Raw genomic sequence first — 17,141 nt, forward strand, 5'->3', positions numbered from 1 at the left:
ATCGGCGGCACCAATGTGTTCAGCGTGCTGCAGTCCGTTGCGCCAGCTCTGGTGCGCGGGACCGACGCAGCGGTGGACGTGCCGATTTGTCTGTCTGCCGCAACGCGAGAGCAACTACGCCAATACCTGCTGCGGTTCGCCCATTTCGTCCGTGACAGCGGGCCAATTGATCGTCTGGCGCTGGCGCATACCATAAACATCAGCCGCAGCGCACATCGCGAGCGGTTCGCTGGTGTGTTGAAAGCAGGCATAGACGTGGACAGGTTTTTTGAAGAGGCCGCACACAGCGTGCTGGATGCGCCGGCGACGTTCACGCCGCGCCTGGTGTATTACCTGTGCGAGCAGCCGCAGCACCTTGACGATGCCAGTCGGCAGGCATGGCTGGCGGCGCCGAGATACCAGCGCATGGCCGATGATTACGCAGAGTGCCTGGGCCGTCTCTCCAGTACGCCACAGACCGTTGAAGCGGCGGCTCGCTGCGCCGAACTGGCGTTCGAAGTGGCGCTGTATCAACAGTTGGTGCGCTGGGGGATGGTGTTCGAGGCCGTGATCGACAGGGGTTACGGCCACTGGATCAACCGCTGTCTGCAGCTCGGGTGCGGCGCATCGTCGGCACTAGACGCTAGCCCTGAGTGGTTGAGCGCGTTTGTGCAGGAGGGGCAGGGCGCCGCCCAGCTTGCTTCCCCTGGCTGGCCTGATTCGGCCCAGGTTGCAGTGCTCGTCGTCAGCCGCCAGGCCTGGGCTGTAACCGTGCCATCGTCCGGGCGCTGCGTGCATCTGGCCGAGGAAATGCTGACGTTCGCTGACGTGGAACGCTTTGCCTGCGACGTTGTGCAGGCCGGAGTCAGCTTTGATTGGCTGGATTATTACCGCTTGGTAAAGGCACAGAAACTGTCATTGCCCACGTATCCGTTCGCCCGTCAACGCTATTGGCCAGTTGAAGACTGAAAGCCCGCGTGCGGTAAGTTTTTCATGGGCGCGGGAAGATGTCTCCCCATAAGGCTTATAGGTTGATGGCCGCCAGGAAGATGGGGAATATAAAAATCCAATCCGCACCGATGCCCGGGTCGCCGGCATCCACAGGAGGCGTAGATGCAGATCACTCGCCAGACCGTCCAGGACGCGTTGCAGGCCACCCTGGGCCGAGCCGTGACGGTCGAGCCACATGTGCCACTGATCGAGACTCGATTGAAAATCAACTCGCTGACCATGATGGCACTGTTCGCGCAGCTTGAGCGTGTCAGCCAGGTCACCGTTGCGCAAAAGGATGCAGTTGGCCTCTACGGTTGCAGTATCGACCAGATCGTCCAGTGGTTCGCCCAACGTGAGCAGTGAGGTCGTGAAGGCGTCGTCGCCGTTGGTAGAGCATCCGCCCGCTTGTCAGTTCGCCGCGAAGCGGGATGCGCTGGAGGAAGGCGGCACGCTGGCTGTTCAAGTAGAAGGGCAGGCGATATTGCTTTGCCAGGCCAGGCAGGCGGTCTATGCCGTGGAAAACCGCTGCCCGCATCAGGGTAAGACGATGGACGGCGCCTTGATCCGGCGCGGCCAACTGATTTGCCCGCACCACGGCGCCAGGTTCGACCTGGAGACGGGCGAGGCGTTGGGGCCGCATACCCGCTGCGCACTGACGACCTACAAGGTGCATCTGATCGACAGCGACGTGATGATCGAGCAACGCGCACAGGCCAGGCCGGAGTGCGGTACGTGAGCCTGCTTCGCCTGGCACCGCGGCTGGCAATGTGCGTCTTCTATTTTTGGTATGGCAAGGGAATGTGAGATGGAACAGTTGACCCCTGGCGTCGGTGCAAATGTATGCCTGGCATTAGCGCAGGTGTGCGATCGGCATGCCCAGCGTACCGCGCTGCACTTACCGGATCTGGGCAGTGCCGCGAAGCTGTCCTATGCCCAGCTTCATCAAGCTATCAGCAACGCAGCGGTGGCCTTGGCCGGGCTGGGTATCAAGCGTGACGATCGAATCGTGCTGTGCCTCGATGTCGAAGCCCATGCGTTGATCCTGGTATTCGCCTGCGCCTATCTCGGAGCGACCGCTGTAGTAGTGGGTAATCGCCTCAGTCAGGAAGAAATGCGCTACATCGTCAGCGATGCTGCGCCGAAGATGGTCGTCACCTCACTCAATGACCTGGGGTTGTTTGCCGGCGACCTGCATACTTCCCTGGTAGTGGTGGCAGCCTCGGACGAGGACACCGGCGAGTGCTCCGTTTTTCCTGGCATCGATGAGCTCGTCTCCATGCGGGGGGCCTGCGTCGGCATGGCGTACGTCGCAGGCGATCATCCAGCGCTGATCCTCTATACGTCGGGCACTACCAGCCAGCCCAAGGGCGTCGTCATCTCCCACGCGCACCTGGTGTGGTCAGCGCAGTCCAATATCGAGCACCTGCAGGTCACCGAAAACGATGTGACGCTGGTGTTTTTTCCGCTCTGCCACACCATGGCTTTTTCCTATCAAGTGCTCACCTCATTGTTTTCGGGAGCCGCCATGGTGCTGCGGCGGGTGTTCAACCCCCAACGCTTCTGGAGCGATGCGGCACACTTTGAATGCACATGGGCCGCGATCCTGCCGTTCGTTTGTCATGCCCTGGCAGCCCTGGAGAAACCGGTTCGACACAGCTTCAGGTTTTGGGGCTTTCCCAGCCGCAACACCGACGTGGAGGCGCTGTTCGGTGTGAAGACCGTAGGGTGGTGGGGCATGACTGAGCTGTTTGCCATTGGCAGTGTGACGAGCGAGCAGCACAGCGCGGACCTCAATTATTCGATTGGCAAGCCAGTGAGTGGCTACCGCTATCGGTTGACCGATCCCGTCACGAATGCCGGGCCGTTCAATGCGCGAATCAGTGCCGATCTGCAGTTCAACGCGCAACCCGGCAAGAATCTGTTTCTGGGCTATCTCAACAAGCCTGGCGAAACCCGCGACGCCTTCACAGAGGACGGTTGGTACATCACTGGCGACCGCTTTTTCGAGACTACCGAGGGCGTGCTGTTTTTTGATGTGCGCTTGAAAGACATCATCAAGGTGGGCGGGGAAAACGTATCGGCTTCGGAGATTGAGTTCGCTGCGTACGCCAGCGCCATGATCAGCGAAGTGGCGGTAGTGTCGCGCCCCGATCCCTTGTTGACGGAAACACCGGTGTTGTTTGCCGTGCTCAACGCTAGCGGTCGTGAGGACCAGGCGCTCGCCAGGCGGCATATCGAACAGGCCTGCCGCGAGCGCCTGGCCGACTTCAAGCGGCCTCGCGAAATTATTTTCCTGGAAGATTTTCCCCGTGCCGGCTTGCGCAAGATTGCCAAAAATCAATTGCGCCAGATGGCTTTGCAACAGGCCCATGAACCGGCCTGAGCAGGCCCGTCATTTACCGTTTGAGGAAGGCGACATGAAAAAGCTCTATGTGACCGGCGGCACTGGTTTTCTGGGAAGCCATTTTATCTATCGGCATTTGCTCACCGGTGAGTTCGATGTGACCTGCCTGGTCAGGGGGCGCGACGACAATGAGTGCCGACATCGTATCCGCGATGCGGTGCTCTCGGCGGGCCAGCATTATCCTGCCACTGACGCGCGACTCTCTTTTGCCGGCTTGAAAGCCCGGCGCGCCGATATCACCCAGCCGTTGGCGGGGATGGATATCGCTCAGTCCCGGGCGCAGGCCTCGGAGCAGGCGGTCTTCCTGCACTTTGCTTCATCGCTCAATTTCGAAGAAAAGAACCGCGACATTATCTATGAGCACAATATCAACGGCCTGACCCATGCGTTCCATGCAGCACAGGCGTTGGGCTGCCAGACGTTTTTCTATATCTCGACTGCTTATACCGCAGGCGTTGGTTCGGGTGAGGTGGAGGAATGCCTGCACCAGAGCACTGAATTCAATAACTATTACGAAGAAACCAAATGTGCGGCCGAGCACTTGATTGACCGCCTGTGCACTGCCAGTGGAATTGAGTTGGTGATTATCCGACCGTCGATTGTTATCGGTCCGCAGGCCACTCAATCCGCAGGTGGCAGCACCACTGGCCTGTATGGGTTCCTGAGGGAGGTCAACCGCCTCAAGCGCGCCATGCGCAACACTGAACAAACCGTGCGCCTGTCGGGTAAGCCCCACGCCAGGGTCAACCTGGTGCCAGTAGATCAGGTGTGCCAGGACATCATGCGGGTGTACGACAATCTGGCGAGTTGCCCGCGGGGCATCTTCCACGCCACGTCGTCGACCAATATCGAAGTGCGCGTGTTGCTCGATATTATTTCCCGGGCCATTGAGCTCAGTGGTTTGCAGATCGATGAAAGCGGGCTGGAAAACCCCTCGGCCATCGAGAAACTGCTGGCCCGTAAAACCGTGTTTTACAACCCCTACATCCACAACACCAAGACCTTTCTTCGGGCCGATGGAAGCGGCTGTGCGCTGACGATTGCAGACGTCGAGGGCTACATCAAGGGTGGGGTGGTGGCGCTGAGCCAACGCAAACCTGACCTCTTGCGTCAATACGTGATCGATACACAAGACCGGGTGCCCCTCAATGTCTATGCCTCGGCGGACAAGCGCAAGGAAACCGTGGTCTTCATCAACGCAGTCGGCATGCCTTTGGAACTGGCCAACCGCCTCAGGGAGGCTCTGGAAGATGACTTCCGCTTTGTTACCTGGGAAAGCCGCGGTATCCCCAGCCCCGTGGATGATATCGACACCATTGACGTCAGTGTTGCGGCGCATATCGGCGACCTGCAGCGGATTTTTGATTACTTCAATATAGAAAAAGCACATCTGATCGGCTGGTGTTCGGGGGCCTACATCGCCTATCACGCCCGCAAGTTGAAAGAAGTCGCGAGCCTGACGCTTATCAGTGGCGCGTATGGCCTGGTGAGCGCAGAGGAAGAGGAGACCGCTTTCATGCGCAACCTGCGGCAGGTGTTGCCGCTTATTTCACAGTCGCGTAGCCAGGCAGAGCGCTTTCACGCGTCGTTTTTTGCGCGCTCCGGCAGTGAGAATACCGAGAGTGCGACACAGAGCCGCCAATCCAGCGAGATCCTCGACGCGACGGATCCGAACCTTATCCACCTGACGAGCCTGCCCTTTGAATCCGCGGAGTCGCTGTATTGCTATAGCCGGGCTATTACCGCGCTGCAAGTCGGCGAGTACCCGCTGCAGGATGAGCAACTCGGGGTGCCGTGCCATGTCATCGCCGGCACCTGTGATGAAGCTGTGAGCCCCCATGAGTCAAAGCGCTTTATCGAACTGCATGAGGGTGCTGACTATTCGGAAATCGCTGGCATGGATCATTTTGGTTTGTATAACCACCTGGGGTTGTTGGGGGTGGTGACGGCGTATATCAAGAACCTCAGCCCGGTGATGCCGGGTTCCCAGGCGGATGCATAAGTCCAGCCTGCTCATCCACACGGCATCAAAGGAGGGAAGATGAAAAGCAAATTGATCGAGCACGTCGCGGACTTGTCCATGCCCATCGATTATCAAGAGGTCCTGGCACGCGACGATCAGAGCAGTGTCCCGGCCGATATGCGGGAGCATTTTCCCGCAGGCCGGTACAGGATGGAGGTTGATCGCGACGCCTATCTGTCTGCCGGTTTTCATCAACTGGAAATGGATCGGATGTGGTCTCGAGTTTGGCAGATGGCTGCGCGGGAGGAACAAATTCCAGAGGCGGGGGATTTGACGCTCTACGAGATCGGCGAGTTATCCTTCATCCTCGTTCGTAACGAAGCACTGGAAATCAAGGCCTACTACAACAGTTGTCGTCACCGTGGCCGGCGCCTGTGCTCGGGCGATTCGAGCGTGCGAGAACTGCGTTGCCCCTATCACGGATTTGCCTGGGACCTGGATGGCACCCTCAAGCGCATACCGGCGGCATGGGATTTTGCCCACCTTGACTGGGAGGGTCGCCGTTTGCTGGAGGTCAAGACAGACACCTGGGGCGGTTTCATTTTCATCAATATGGATCCTGCCTGCGAGCCTTTGGCCGATTATATGGAGAGCCTGCCCGGTGAGTTGGCCATCAATCAGTATGAGGGCAAGTACATTGCGGGGCACAGCCGGCACATACTCCCGGCGAACTGGAAAAACGTCATGGAGTCCTTCATGGAAGGGTTGCATGCCCCCGAGACGCACGGGCATACATGGGCCCATCTGAGCGATACCCTGCAATACGATGTTCGACCCGATGAGCGTCATGTGAGCCGCAGTTTTCACGCGGTCGGGCTGTCGGTCTGCGAGGATCATGAGCCGCTGTCCGAACAGGCGATCATGGATCAATTTCATCGCAACGTACTCAATGGGAAAAGCGGCCCCTACGCCCCTCACCTTCAGGCCGGCATGACAGCAAGGCGCTACATGGCCAGTGTGATGCGTTTGCAATACGGGTTGGCCAGTGGCAGGGATGTCAGTGGGTTGTCTGACGCTGAAGCCGTCGATGTACTGCAGTATTCGCTGTTCCCGAATATGATCTTCTTTCGCGGCATTTCTCTGCCGCCCGTGCTGCGTTTTCGCCCCAACCAAAACGACCATAACAGCTGCATCTTCGATCTTTTCTACTTGGTCGACATACCCAAGGGCGCGCAGCGGCCCGAGCCTGCAGCGACCGTGGAAATGGGGCCGGACGACACCTATGAGCACGCCGGTGTACTGCCTGACTGGTTAGGCTATGTATACGATCAGGACATGGACAATATCAAGAATATGCGTGCGGGCCTGCAAGCCTTGAGCAATGACCCGCTGGTATTGAGCGATCTTCATGAATCCAGGATACGGCACTTCCATAACACACTTATGCACTATCTTGACAGGCGCGATTGAACCATTCGTCACGGGACTTAATGCGCGCCATTATGACTTTTGTTTAATTTGACAATCTATGTTTTTTCGTTAACTTACTTCTTGAAGTGGATTGGATCCAACCTGCCTGGCAAGGTGAGCGTTGCTCTTCGAATAGTGGCCATTCAATGTGGGGCGGCCACTAATAGTCCCCATATAACAAGGAGGTTAAGATGCTTGAAGACATTCTGATGTGTGAGACGCTGGAGGCCTGGAGTAAAGTGCTGTTTGCCTTGGCGAAAGAGTATGGATTTTCTTCGGTGCTGTTTGGGGTTAAGCCCACGATCAGTACGCCTTTCAGCTCTTCGACCATCATCAGTAATTATTCCAGGTCATGGCGCAGTATCTATGACGCGAATGCCTATTACGAAGTCGACCCTGTTGTGTTTCATTGCTTGAACAGTTCATTGCCGTTGGTCTGGACAAAGGAAAATTTTATTAACAAGCCCGAACAGCAATTGTATGAGGCTGCGAGCGCCAGTGGTGTTTGTTCGGGGCTGTGTATGCCCATCCATGGGCCGCGCGGAGAGTTCGGAATGTTGAACTTTATTACGGATGAGAAGTCACCGGCCGACGTCATTCGTTCCAAGGGGCTGCCACAATTTGCCTTGATGCGTGATTATCTGATCGAATCGTTCCAGAAAATACAGAGTGCTGCTGAAAAGGAGGTCGAAAAACCACCGAAGTTGACCGCTCGTGAGCTGGAATGTCTGAAGTGGGTGGCCGCCGGTAAAACCTCTTGGGAAATTTCGCGAATTCTGTCCTGTGCAGAAGTTACAGTTAATTACCATGTCACCAACTTTATGCGTAAGTTCAATGCTGAATCACGCCAGCATGCCGTGATCAGCGGCATCCGTTCCGGCCTGGTCACGCCCTGATGCGGATTATCGATAACGCCTTCAAATAAGGGTTCTTATGGTCAGCGCGTTCCACTTTCCTGAATACGACCAGTTGGACGGCATTGCGCTGGCTGAGATGGTGCGCCTTAAAGAAGTAACCCCTCTGGAGCTTGTGAGCGCCGCCGTTCAGCGGATCGACGCAGGAAATGGCGCGATCAACGCGGTGGTGCATCTTCTTGAGCGCGAGGCCAAGGCACAATGCGAGGTGCCATTGGCAGACGGCCCGTTGTCCGGCGTCCCCTTATTGGTCAAGGACCTGCTTGCGGAAATTCAGGGCTGCCCCACACGTAACGGCTCCCGGCTGTTCGCGCACTATGTTGCCAGGGAGGACTCGCAGACGATCAAGCGTTATCGACAGGCGGGGTTGATCTTTGTCGGTAAAACCGCGACGCCGGAGTTGGGCTTGCATCCCTATACCGAGTCTGATGCAACCGGTGCCACACGTAACCCCTGGAACTTGGAACTGTCGCCGGGCGGCTCCAGCGGCGGTGCCTGTGCAGCGGTCGCGGCGGGCATGACCCCGATTGCCCACGGCAGCGATGGAGGTGGCTCAATTCGGCTACCCGCTTCCCATTGCGGGGTTTTCGGCCTCAAGCCAACACGTGGTCGGTCTCCCTGCGGGCCGCATTTTTCAGAGTTATGGCAGGGTCTGGTAGTTGAACACGCGGTCTCAAAAAGCGTGCGCGACAGTGCTGCCATGCTCGATATCCTGATTGCGGGAAGTGATGATGCTGATGCTTACCGTTGGCCCGCACCGGCTCAATCGTTTCTTGCGGGTATCGGCGATGCGCCTGGCAGGCTGCGCATTGCTTACACCTTCAAGCCTTTTCTGGGTGGGGATTTGAGTCCCGACTGTCGCGCCGCGTTGGAAAGCAGTTTGAAGCTGTTGACGGACCTTGGGCACGAGGTGGTTGAAGCCCATCCACCCTTGGCATCCCCCGATCAATTATGCGAAGCCATGCTGACCCTGGTGTGCGGGGAAATGGCGAGCCTGGTGCAGAACGCGGGGCGCATGCTTGATCGCGTGGCGACTTTCGCGGATTTCGAGAGCGGGACCTGGGCCCTGGCCCGGCAGGGCCATATCCTCAAAGCGGTCGATCTCGCCAGGGCGAGAGAGTTGGCGCTTCATCAGGGGCGCATCATGAGCGCCTTTCATGAACACTACGATGTGCTGGTGACGCCGGTAGCCAACCAGTTGGCATCGAAGGTGGGAGCGTTTCGCTTGAGTCCGTTGGAGGATCGCCTATCGCGTAGAGTATTAGGTAAATGGGGAATGGACTGGCCCCTGCGACTGGGCAATCGCCTTGCAGAACATTCGCGCACTGTCATGGAATATATGGGGTGGTCGACACCGTTCAATATGAGCGGGCAACCGGCGATGAGTGTGCCTCTGTACTGGAACGAAACAGGACTTCCCATCGGCACACAGTTCATCGCAAAGATGGGCAATGAGGCCTTGCTGCTGCAACTTGCACGTTCGCTTGAAGTTGCACGGCCCTGGCGACATCGTAGCCCGCCTCACTCTTCAGCGGCGTCAAGTACTCAGATCAAATAGCATTGACTGCGTCCAGGGTCTTGTTGCTCAAGTTAACTTCAACAGCGATGGCTCGTTCTACGCCGATAGTCAGGGGCGGGCCTAGTCTGACCAACTCCAGCCCCGCTTTCATCAGCATCTTTTCGACACCCACGGAAGTAACGGTGATGAGCTTTTCAACGTGCTGCGAGTGCGCATGCCTGATGAGGTGACCAATGGCCTTCATGGCGGTATTGGAAAAGCCGAAGCCGCCGCGCTCACTGGCACTTATGGCAAATCGGCTAAGCTCCCAGATGTTGGCGGCACGCGGAGGTTTTTTAGTGGTCAACAGGTTGGGGAACGTGTCTTTGAGCATATAGGGACCTGTGGTTGGCAATATACGCCAGCAGCCCGCCACTTTGTTTTCGTTGATATCATCGATCAGCAGCATATAAGTGGGGGCCAAGGCGTCGTAACCATCTATCTCCATGTCGGCAATTATCGACACATCCCAGCCTTTTTTATCCTTGAAGATTGAAGCTCGAAGTTTATGCATGCCCTCCAGATGACGTGGTGATATGTTCTCGCGTTTGTCTATTAGATATTTCATGCTGGCTTCCTCGGCTTCGAAGTGCATAGCTTTATGCAGATTGCATAAGCGTTAAACTATAAGTGTTGATAGGTATCCTGATATCAAGGAGTATGTGAAGATCCCCTTCTTCTGAGCGGGAGTTGGGCGTTTATGTATAGATGTTCAAAGTTTGTGAATGAGGTCATTTTTTTTCGAACGAAAAAAGGGATGACCCAGGCGGATTTCTGGGCGAAATTTGGTGTCACCCAGAGTTCAGGAAGTCGAATTGAAAAGACGGGGCGGATGCTTGTTCCGTTGTACATGCTGCTGCGCTTGTACTGCGCAGGGGTTATTGCAGACGATGATCTTGAGTTGGAGTTCGAGCGTATGGGCAAGTCTGCCTCGGACAGGTTCGGCTGACTCCCAAGCCAGGCGAGTACTGCTGGGTTATTTGAGTTTTTTCTTGCGTGTCTGGCGAACGGCCAAGTGTTCGAAAATAAACGACGCAGTGCCGAACACTGCAATTATTGAAAGCACGAGCATGCCGAGAGTTGAGCTTTCCACGGTGATTTCCTGCGTAGATTTGAGTTGACGATCACGCTAGGGCCTCGGCTTCCTGGCTTCAATAGACCCGACGCAAACCTTACGGCGCCGGGCCCATTGTTACGCGCTCTTTACGCGCAACGGCCGCTACGGCGCATTGCGGCTGTGACGGTAGTCGCTGACCGCTTCATACACCGCCTTTCGCAACCGGTTGATGCCGCCGATGGGGCGGTGTGCTTCCACACCGAACCAAGGGTTGAACGACTGGTTGTCACAGGCCAGGTTCTGCGCCGGCGTGTCGAAATCCTGGGCAGGAATCCTGACCTTGGCCACGGTTTCATACGGCGCATCGCTTTCTTTCCATTCGATGCTGGTGTCTTCGATGGGCATGAACTTTTGCGGGTTCTGCCGTTGGATCTGCAGCACGAAACAGGCCGCTACGCGGTCGGTGGACAGTTGCTGATTGAGGGCGCTGCGCAGGAAGTTCGGCAGGGCCTGGTTCTGTTTAGGCAGTACGTATTCCGGGCAGCTTTGCGGGTCGGGCGCGACGCGAAACTTGGCGTTGGCCGCGCCAAACTTGTAGGGCGACACTGAAAAGTAAGTCGTCTGCGTCGGGCTGGCCGGTGCGGGCGCCAGCGTTGCCAGGGCGATAAACAGGTGACGTATTTGCCAACTGCGCGGGTCGAGCTTGGGAAAGAACGCCAGGACCTTCTTGCCATCCGCTTGCGCGCCGATGTTCTGCGCGTATTCGGCGACATCGCTGACAAAGAAATTCGGGTGGCTGAACATCACGAAATCCTGCTCGGTGCGGGCTTGCTGGTCGGCCATCAGTTGCTTGCCCGGCACATCCAATAGCTTGATCGCCATGCCGCGGGCATCGCGGATGCTGTCGAATTGCGGGTAGGCGTTGCCGTTGGACAGGCGCATCGTCGCCTGCCAGACCTTGCCCGGCTCTGCGAACACGCCCTGGCGCAAGGCCGGGTCGAGATCCGCCAGAACGCTGACCTCGGCTTTCACGCAACCATGGGCCTTGGCATGGGCATCGCGCAGGTAGCGAGTGCCTTCGCGGTGCTGGTCAACGATGCGTACGGCGGTCTGGATGATGCCTTGGGTCATCGCTGCTTCACCCGGCGGGATCTGTTCATCCGCTGACACCGGGCCACTGTGCTGCCAGGCGAACCATACGGTCGCCAGTAGCCACCCCAACAGCCCAACGCCCACCAGCCACAACAGGGTCTTGCCGAGAAAAGCGCCGAGACGCAACCAGAGACGAGCGAGCATGGAACGTTCCTTGTTTTGTGATCGAATAATCATGGCAGTTGGTGCTCCAGCGGGCCGCCCAGTACTTTGAGGTACTCGAGCAGCGCCCAGCGCTCCTGGGGCAGCAAGCCACGGCCAATGACGCCATTGCCCCGCGCGCCTGCGCGGAATTCGTGGCCGCTGTTGTGATTGCCGGTGATTCGGGTATCGAACAGGAAGGCATTCTTGAACGAGGCGGTTTCAAAACCCAGATGGCGTGGATCGTAGTTGAACGTGCCTTTATAGAAGGTGGTGCTGCGTTCGTCCTGGGGCGAAAGCAGTTGGTAGATCGTCGGCACCGAACCGTTGTGCAGGAACGGCGGGGTAGCCCATACGCCTGCCAGTGGTCGCGCTTTATAGGCACGCAATTCGCGCACGCCAATCGGCAGGCCGAACCCGTCCAGGCTCGGGCGCTCGGCCGGGGTCACGCCGGCAGCGCGGTAGGCATGTTCTTCGACAAAGGCGGTGACGTAGGCCAGCCCCTGGGCCACGGACATTTTTTTCAGATCCAGTGGCGCGGTGGGCGCAGGGTGTAGTTCAACATTGAGTTGGGCCAGTTCGGCCGGGTCCCATTGCAGGGCGCTGAGGTCATAACGCTGGTCGGCAATGTTGCTGGCGGTGCCGGGGTCGGTGCCGATGTAGTCCACCGGCAGCATTTTCAACTGCTGCACCGGGCGGCCATTTTCCTCGGTGACCGCGGGTATATGGCAGCCAGCACAGTTTTCGGCGAAGAGTGCGCGGCCTTGGGCGGCGAGGGGTTTGTCGATGGCGCCGAACAAGTCCTCCGGCCAGGTTGGCGGCTTGAGGCGTTGCAGGGTTTCTTCGATCAGGTGCAGGTCCCGCACGCGTACGCTGGACGGGTAGCGAGCGTCGCCCTGGAGCGGTTGGCCGGCACTGTCGAAGAAGGCCAGGGTTGCGCCTACACCAAGGGCTTCACCGATATTGCGCGCCATGGGCTGCTGAGCCGAGCCATTCCACTGCACCCAGTCGAATGTCCAGATATCCCACAACTGCGGGTAGTCCACTGGGGCATTGGCGACACGATAATTGTCGGGGGAAATAGCGTCGCCAAAGCTGGCATTGGCGATGCGCCCGAAGGCGTCAGTACGACCGGGGCCTTCTTCGGTGGGATAGAGGCCGCGATGGGTATCATTCCAGGCGACTTTGAGGAACTGGTTCAGCGATTGTTTGAAGTCCTGGCGCAGCTGATTGTGCTGGGTATCGTACTGATCACCCAGGACTTTGCGGGCGAAGCGCTCGAACTTCCACGGGTTGTAATACGTAGCGGCAAGGCTGGCGACCAGGGCTTGGCCAAAACTGCCGCCCCGCAAGGTGGGTACGCTGGAGGGCAGCACGTGTTGCGCCGAGCCACCGTCGATACGCAGGGCCTGGCCCTTGAAGTGCAATTGACCGGTGTGGCAGGCCGCACAGGTGATATCCAGGTATTGAACCTGGCTGTCGGCGTTCTGGTGTCGGGCAAAACCTACCGGCAGGTTGCCAGGGTTTTGCGGGGTGGGCACTTGCTTGGGGTCGACCAGAAACCCAAAGCGCGCCAGGTACTCCGGCGCGGCAAAGCGTTGCTCGGAGAACGGCAGCTCCAGGGCCGTGAACCAATCGTAGTGCAGGCCCTTTACCTGGGTGCCCTGGGGCGTGAAGTAGTAGGTCTGGCGGTCAGCGGCACTCCATTGATCCTGGTAGTGCACCTGCTTTACTGGCACGTAGTCCGGTAGCTTGGGGTTGAGGGTGTAATAGAGCACCACGGCCAGAATCAGGCCCAGGGCGATCAGTATCAGGAGTAAAACACGGGAAAAAGTGCGCAAGATAACTATCCTTGTCGAATTGTCGCGTTGTTATGCCACTGCGCCACAGGTGCGGCAAGTAGCGATGAGCCTGCTGGCAGGCGGTCCCGCGATCCGTCGCGGTGCCCCATGATAAATGGAAATGCTTTTAAACACGTGAACTTATCAGAAGTTTCCTGCTCACATGCCGGTAGCCATTGGTCGTGGCCGCCTGATAAGCTCGCGACTTTATTCGAATGCCCTTTTGGCGCATGAACAAGGAAATAGCATGAAACAGCATCGGTTGGCGGCGGCGGTGGCCCTGGTTAGCCTGGTACTTGCGGGTTGTGATTCGCAGACCAGCGTAGAGCTGAAAACCCCGGCGCAAAAAGCTTCCTACGGCATCGGCCTGAACATGGGCAAGAGCCTTGCCCAAGAAGGCATGGATGACCTGGACTCCAAAGCGGTAGCCCAAGGCATCGAAGATGCTGTCGGCAAGAAAGAGCAGAAGCTCAAAGATGACGAGCTGGTTGAAGCCTTCGCCGCGCTGCAAAAGCGTGCCGAAGAGCGCATGACCAAAATGAGCGAAGAGTCGGCAGCTGCCGGCAAGAAATTCCTCGAAGACAACGCCAAGAAAGACGGCGTCGTCACCACCGCTTCCGGTCTGCAGTACAAGATCGTGAAGAAGGCCGACGGCGCACAGCCCAAGCCAACCGACGTGGTGACTGTGCACTACACCGGCAAGCTCACCAACGGCACCACCTTTGACAGCTCCGTGGATCGCGGCAGCCCGATTGACCTGCCGGTCAGCGGCGTGATCCCGGGTTGGGTCGAAGGCCTGCAACTGATGCACGTTGGCGAGAAGGTCGAGCTGTACATCCCGTCCGACCTGGCCTACGGCGCCCAGAGCCCGAGCCCGGCGATTCCAGCCAACTCCGTGCTGGTATTCGACCTGGAACTGCTGGGCATCAAGGACCCAGCCAAGGCAGAAGCTGCTGACGCACCTGCTGCACCAGCCGCCAAGAAGTAATCGGCGCCTGAACACACAACGCCCCGTCTCGACGGGGCGTTGTTGTTTCTGGGTAAATCCGATAGAACCCGCAGCATTGCGCGCAGTCTGATGTAAGACTCGAGCACGGGTAGCCGCACATACAGGCCAAGTCAATGAAATCTTGGGTTTTTTTTATGTGCGCAAAAAACGCCCGATCTGACTGTAAGCCTTATAGAACGTGGCTTTCAGCTGATAAAACAGGCTCTGTTCACAAGGTTATCCACAATTTGTGTGGATAACCTTTTACCTCGCCTGGAACTGGAGTGCCTGATGAAACCACCCTTCAACTTCACCCGTTTTCTGCCCATGGCCGCGCGTCTGCTGGGCCGTGGACGTTTGCCGACCTTGCTGTTTGCCGTTGCGGCCAAAGGCTCAGGCCAGGGCAATCGCCTGGGCCAGCTCAAGGATGATCTCAAATTGCTCCAAGCCCTTTGCCTGGCTTACTGGCGCGGCGAATACCGAGCGATCAGCCCCAAGGCGTTGATCTCGGTGGTGGCGGGGTTGATGTACTTTCTGAGCCCGATTGACGCGATCCCGGACTTCATCCCGATGTTCGGCATGTTCGACGACATCGCGGTGCTGGCATGGGTCATGAAGACCCTGAGCGGCGAACTGAGCGCCTTTCGCGCCTGGCGGGATGCGCAACGCCCGGAAAAACTCGCGGTGGTTGAGCGCCTCCCTGCAACGCCTGAGCTGCTGGCCCAGGAAAACCCACAAAAAAACTAATGATGCCGGGGATCCCCCCGCGACCTTCGCGGCTGTTAGGATTACACTTCTAAGGAAAGAACTTACTTAGTAAGTGTTTTTATCCTACGGGGCAGTCATGGATATTCAGATCATTTCACGCGATGGCGCACCCGAATATGCGGTGTTGCCATGGGACCAGTACCAGGCACTGCTAAGAGCTGCCGGTCAGCAGCCACCTACACCCGCTTCTTCTCCTGCCGCCTCTGCCGCCATCGACCAGGACCTGCGACCGCTCGCAGACCTGCGCGGCCTGCGTGAAGCCAAGGGCCTGGCTATCGAGACCCTGGCACGCACGGTGGGGATCAGCCCCTCGTACCTTGGTTTGATTGAAAGTGGTGAACGCCAGCCGGATGCCGCCATTCGCCGCAGCCTGGCCTGGGAATTGGGCGTGGCAGGTTGGAGGGATGAGTCTTGAGCCTACGTATCAGCCGTCAACACTGGGATGGGTTGCTCAACGAATTGGATCAGGCGCGTCGCCAGCGCCATTTGTTGACGTACCGGGCGCTGCTTGAGCGCCTGCAATTTCCGACGCCTGCCATGCAGACCCTGGCGGCTGCTTTGGAGCACCTGGCGGCGCTGGATGCCAAGGCCGAGCAGCCGCTGCGCAGTTCCCTGGTGATCAGCCAGGGTGCCAGCCGCCTGCCACGTACCGGGTTCTTTGAGTGTGTGGAGCGTCTCGGGCGCTTCAGTGGACCCTCCGATGGCGTGGCGGCTGCTTCCTGGCACGCTTCGGAAGTGGTGCGGGTGTTCGAGTACGAATACCCGGAGTCCGCCGAGGCTTAAAGCGCTGCTGAGTACATGTCCAGGCTGTCGATCACATGGATGCTGTAGCCGGCCACGTCCTTGGCATGGTGCTTGGCTTGCGAGGCCAGTTCTGCCAACTGGCTGGCATCGAGTTGCGCACAGGCCTGTGGATACAGATGCACCACACCGATAGACAGCGATAGCAAGGCGAACTCCTGGCGCACGCCCTGACGGTTGAGTGACACGAAGCAACCAGCATCCACGTGCTCGGCGCGGTAAAAGCGTCGGCATTGGGTATGGAAGTCGTCCAGCAACTGGTTGAGCCGCTTGCGCCAATCCTGCGGGCCCAGCACCAGCAAAAAGTCATCGCCGCCAATATGCCCGACAAAGTCGCGGCTGGGGTCTACCTGGTCGTTCAGGCATTGCGCCAGGCACAGCAGCACTTCATCCCCACGCCCGTAGCCGTAGATATCGTTGAACGGCTTGAAACTGTCGATATCCACATAACAGATCAGCGACTCGCGCTGTTGCTGCAACAGCCGAGCCAGGCATTGCTGGATCGGTACGTTGCCTGGCAGCAAAGTCAGCGGGTTGGCGTAGCGCGCCTGCTGGATTTTCAGTTCGGTGATCAGCTTGAGCACGTCGATCACCCGGCCCAGGCCCAGATAGTCACCGTTCAACGTGATGATGAAATCTTCTTCGATGCGCTGCCGTGCGCGGCTGGTCAATAAACGGCTGACCTGTTGCAAGGACTGGCTCAACTCCACCGCCAGGAAATCATCGCTCATCAATCGGCTGATCGGTTTGCGCGCAAACAAGTCGGTCGCGAACGGCTTGAGCAGCGCGTCCGACAGCGAGTGTCGGTGCACAATTCCAATCGGGCGACCGCCGCCATCCAGCACCGCCAGTGAATTGAGATTAGCCTGGTGATGGAACGCTTCCAGCACTTGAGCCGTGGCGGTGTCTTGATCCACCGCTGGCTGTTCGTTCAGCAGGGCGCTGAGGTCACTGCCTTCATCGCTGAGGGCAGTCGTGGCGTTATCCGGCTTGGGCAACATCAGGCGCGCTTCCTGCGGTGTGCAAACTGCCTTGAGCCAGGATTGAGCCCAATGCATTCAGCGGTTCGGTCACGGTCATGGCGATCTCGATCGAAAAAAAAAGGACCGCAG

General features: G+C 58.1%; 16 protein-coding genes and 1 pseudogene. 13 read left to right on the forward strand and 4 right to left on the reverse strand.

Features of this window, described 5'->3' with window-relative positions:
• The 8 genes from E3O56_RS12480 to E3O56_RS12515 form a co-directional block, all read left to right on the forward strand.
• Window positions 1–948, forward strand: a 948-nt coding sequence (locus E3O56_RS12480) for a hypothetical protein (protein ID WP_248128361.1), incomplete at its 5' end; no start/stop codon positions are given.
• A gap of 144 nt (window positions 949–1,092) precedes the next feature.
• Complete coding sequence (locus E3O56_RS12485; RefSeq protein ID WP_032877005.1) at window positions 1,093–1,335, forward strand: hypothetical protein; 243 nt, start codon at window positions 1,093–1,095, stop codon at window positions 1,333–1,335.
• Entirely contained in the window at window positions 1,325–1,708 is a 384-nt protein-coding gene (locus tag E3O56_RS12490; RefSeq protein ID WP_050549317.1) for a Rieske (2Fe-2S) protein, read from the forward strand. Before E3O56_RS12485 ends, E3O56_RS12490 begins: the two co-directional genes overlap by 11 nt.
• A gap of 69 nt (window positions 1,709–1,777) precedes the next feature.
• The gene (locus tag E3O56_RS12495; RefSeq protein WP_248128362.1) at window positions 1,778–3,355 is read left to right on the forward strand and encodes a class I adenylate-forming enzyme family protein; all 1,578 of its coding nucleotides are present in this window, start codon (window positions 1,778–1,780) and stop codon (window positions 3,353–3,355) included.
• Between the two features lie 34 nt (window positions 3,356–3,389).
• Window positions 3,390–5,378 carry an alpha/beta fold hydrolase gene (locus E3O56_RS12500; protein ID WP_248128363.1) on the forward strand — a complete coding sequence of 663 codons (1,989 nt, stop codon included), beginning with the start codon at window positions 3,390–3,392 and terminating at the stop codon, window positions 5,376–5,378.
• A gap of 39 nt (window positions 5,379–5,417) precedes the next feature.
• Window positions 5,418–6,809, forward strand: a complete 1,392-nt coding sequence (locus tag E3O56_RS12505) for an aromatic ring-hydroxylating dioxygenase subunit alpha (RefSeq protein ID WP_032877002.1) — start codon at window positions 5,418–5,420, stop codon at window positions 6,807–6,809.
• A gap of 191 nt (window positions 6,810–7,000) precedes the next feature.
• Window positions 7,001–7,705: a LuxR family transcriptional regulator gene (locus E3O56_RS12510; RefSeq protein ID WP_050549315.1), complete on the forward strand. Its 705-nt coding sequence runs from the start codon at window positions 7,001–7,003 to the stop codon at window positions 7,703–7,705.
• Between the two features lie 37 nt (window positions 7,706–7,742).
• Window positions 7,743–9,281 carry an amidase gene (locus E3O56_RS12515; RefSeq protein WP_248128364.1) on the forward strand — a complete coding sequence of 513 codons (1,539 nt, stop codon included), beginning with the start codon at window positions 7,743–7,745 and terminating at the stop codon, window positions 9,279–9,281.
• Here E3O56_RS12515 and E3O56_RS12520 read toward each other — a convergent pair.
• Window positions 9,274–9,849, reverse strand: a complete 576-nt coding sequence (locus E3O56_RS12520; RefSeq protein ID WP_248128365.1) for an acyl-homoserine-lactone synthase — start codon at window positions 9,847–9,849, stop codon at window positions 9,274–9,276. The genes E3O56_RS12515 and E3O56_RS12520 overlap by 8 nt on opposite strands.
• A gap of 189 nt (window positions 9,850–10,038) precedes the next feature.
• On the opposite strand from E3O56_RS12520, the gene E3O56_RS12525 reads away from it, so the two are divergent.
• Complete coding sequence (locus tag E3O56_RS12525) at window positions 10,039–10,230, forward strand: hypothetical protein (protein ID WP_050549313.1); 192 nt, start codon at window positions 10,039–10,041, stop codon at window positions 10,228–10,230.
• A gap of 270 nt (window positions 10,231–10,500) precedes the next feature.
• On the opposite strand, the gene E3O56_RS12530 is transcribed toward E3O56_RS12525, so the two are convergent.
• The gene (locus E3O56_RS12530) at window positions 10,501–11,667 is read right to left on the reverse strand and encodes a catalase family protein (protein ID WP_223018443.1); all 1,167 of its coding nucleotides are present in this window, start codon (window positions 11,665–11,667) and stop codon (window positions 10,501–10,503) included.
• Window positions 11,664–13,472 (reverse strand): di-heme-cytochrome C peroxidase, encoded by a 1,809-nt coding sequence (locus E3O56_RS12535; protein ID WP_148852238.1) that lies wholly within the window; start codon window positions 13,470–13,472, stop codon window positions 11,664–11,666. The genes E3O56_RS12530 and E3O56_RS12535 overlap by 4 nt, the downstream gene beginning before the upstream one ends.
• A gap of 247 nt (window positions 13,473–13,719) precedes the next feature.
• Here E3O56_RS12535 and E3O56_RS12540 point away from each other — a divergent pair, with 247 nt between their 5' ends.
• The 4 genes from E3O56_RS12540 (at window position 13,720) to E3O56_RS12555 (ending at window position 16,011) form a co-directional block, all read left to right on the forward strand.
• Entirely contained in the window at window positions 13,720–14,460 is a 741-nt protein-coding gene (locus E3O56_RS12540; RefSeq protein WP_005786709.1) for an FKBP-type peptidyl-prolyl cis-trans isomerase, read from the forward strand.
• 291 nt (window positions 14,461–14,751) lie between these two features.
• Window positions 14,752–15,207, forward strand: a complete 456-nt coding sequence (locus tag E3O56_RS12545) for a YkvA family protein (RefSeq protein WP_248128366.1) — start codon at window positions 14,752–14,754, stop codon at window positions 15,205–15,207.
• Between the two features lie 97 nt (window positions 15,208–15,304).
• On the forward strand, window positions 15,305–15,643 hold the full coding sequence (locus E3O56_RS12550) for a helix-turn-helix transcriptional regulator (protein ID WP_103735457.1): 339 nt from the start codon (window positions 15,305–15,307) through the stop codon (window positions 15,641–15,643).
• Window positions 15,640–16,011, forward strand: a complete 372-nt coding sequence (locus E3O56_RS12555; RefSeq protein ID WP_005786715.1) for a hypothetical protein — start codon at window positions 15,640–15,642, stop codon at window positions 16,009–16,011. Before E3O56_RS12550 ends, E3O56_RS12555 begins: the two co-directional genes overlap by 4 nt.
• On the opposite strand, the pseudogene E3O56_RS12560 reads toward E3O56_RS12555, so the two are convergent.
• Window positions 16,008–17,048 (reverse strand): annotated as a pseudogene (locus tag E3O56_RS12560) (GGDEF domain-containing protein); the annotation flags it as partial. The gene E3O56_RS12555 and the pseudogene E3O56_RS12560 sit on opposite strands and share 4 nt — an antisense overlap.
• Window positions 17,049–17,141 lie beyond the last annotated feature (93 nt).

This window comes from Pseudomonas sp. W2Aug9, assembly GCF_023127755.1.
GTDB classification, from domain to species: Bacteria; Pseudomonadota; Gammaproteobacteria; order Pseudomonadales; family Pseudomonadaceae; genus Aquipseudomonas; species Aquipseudomonas synxantha_A.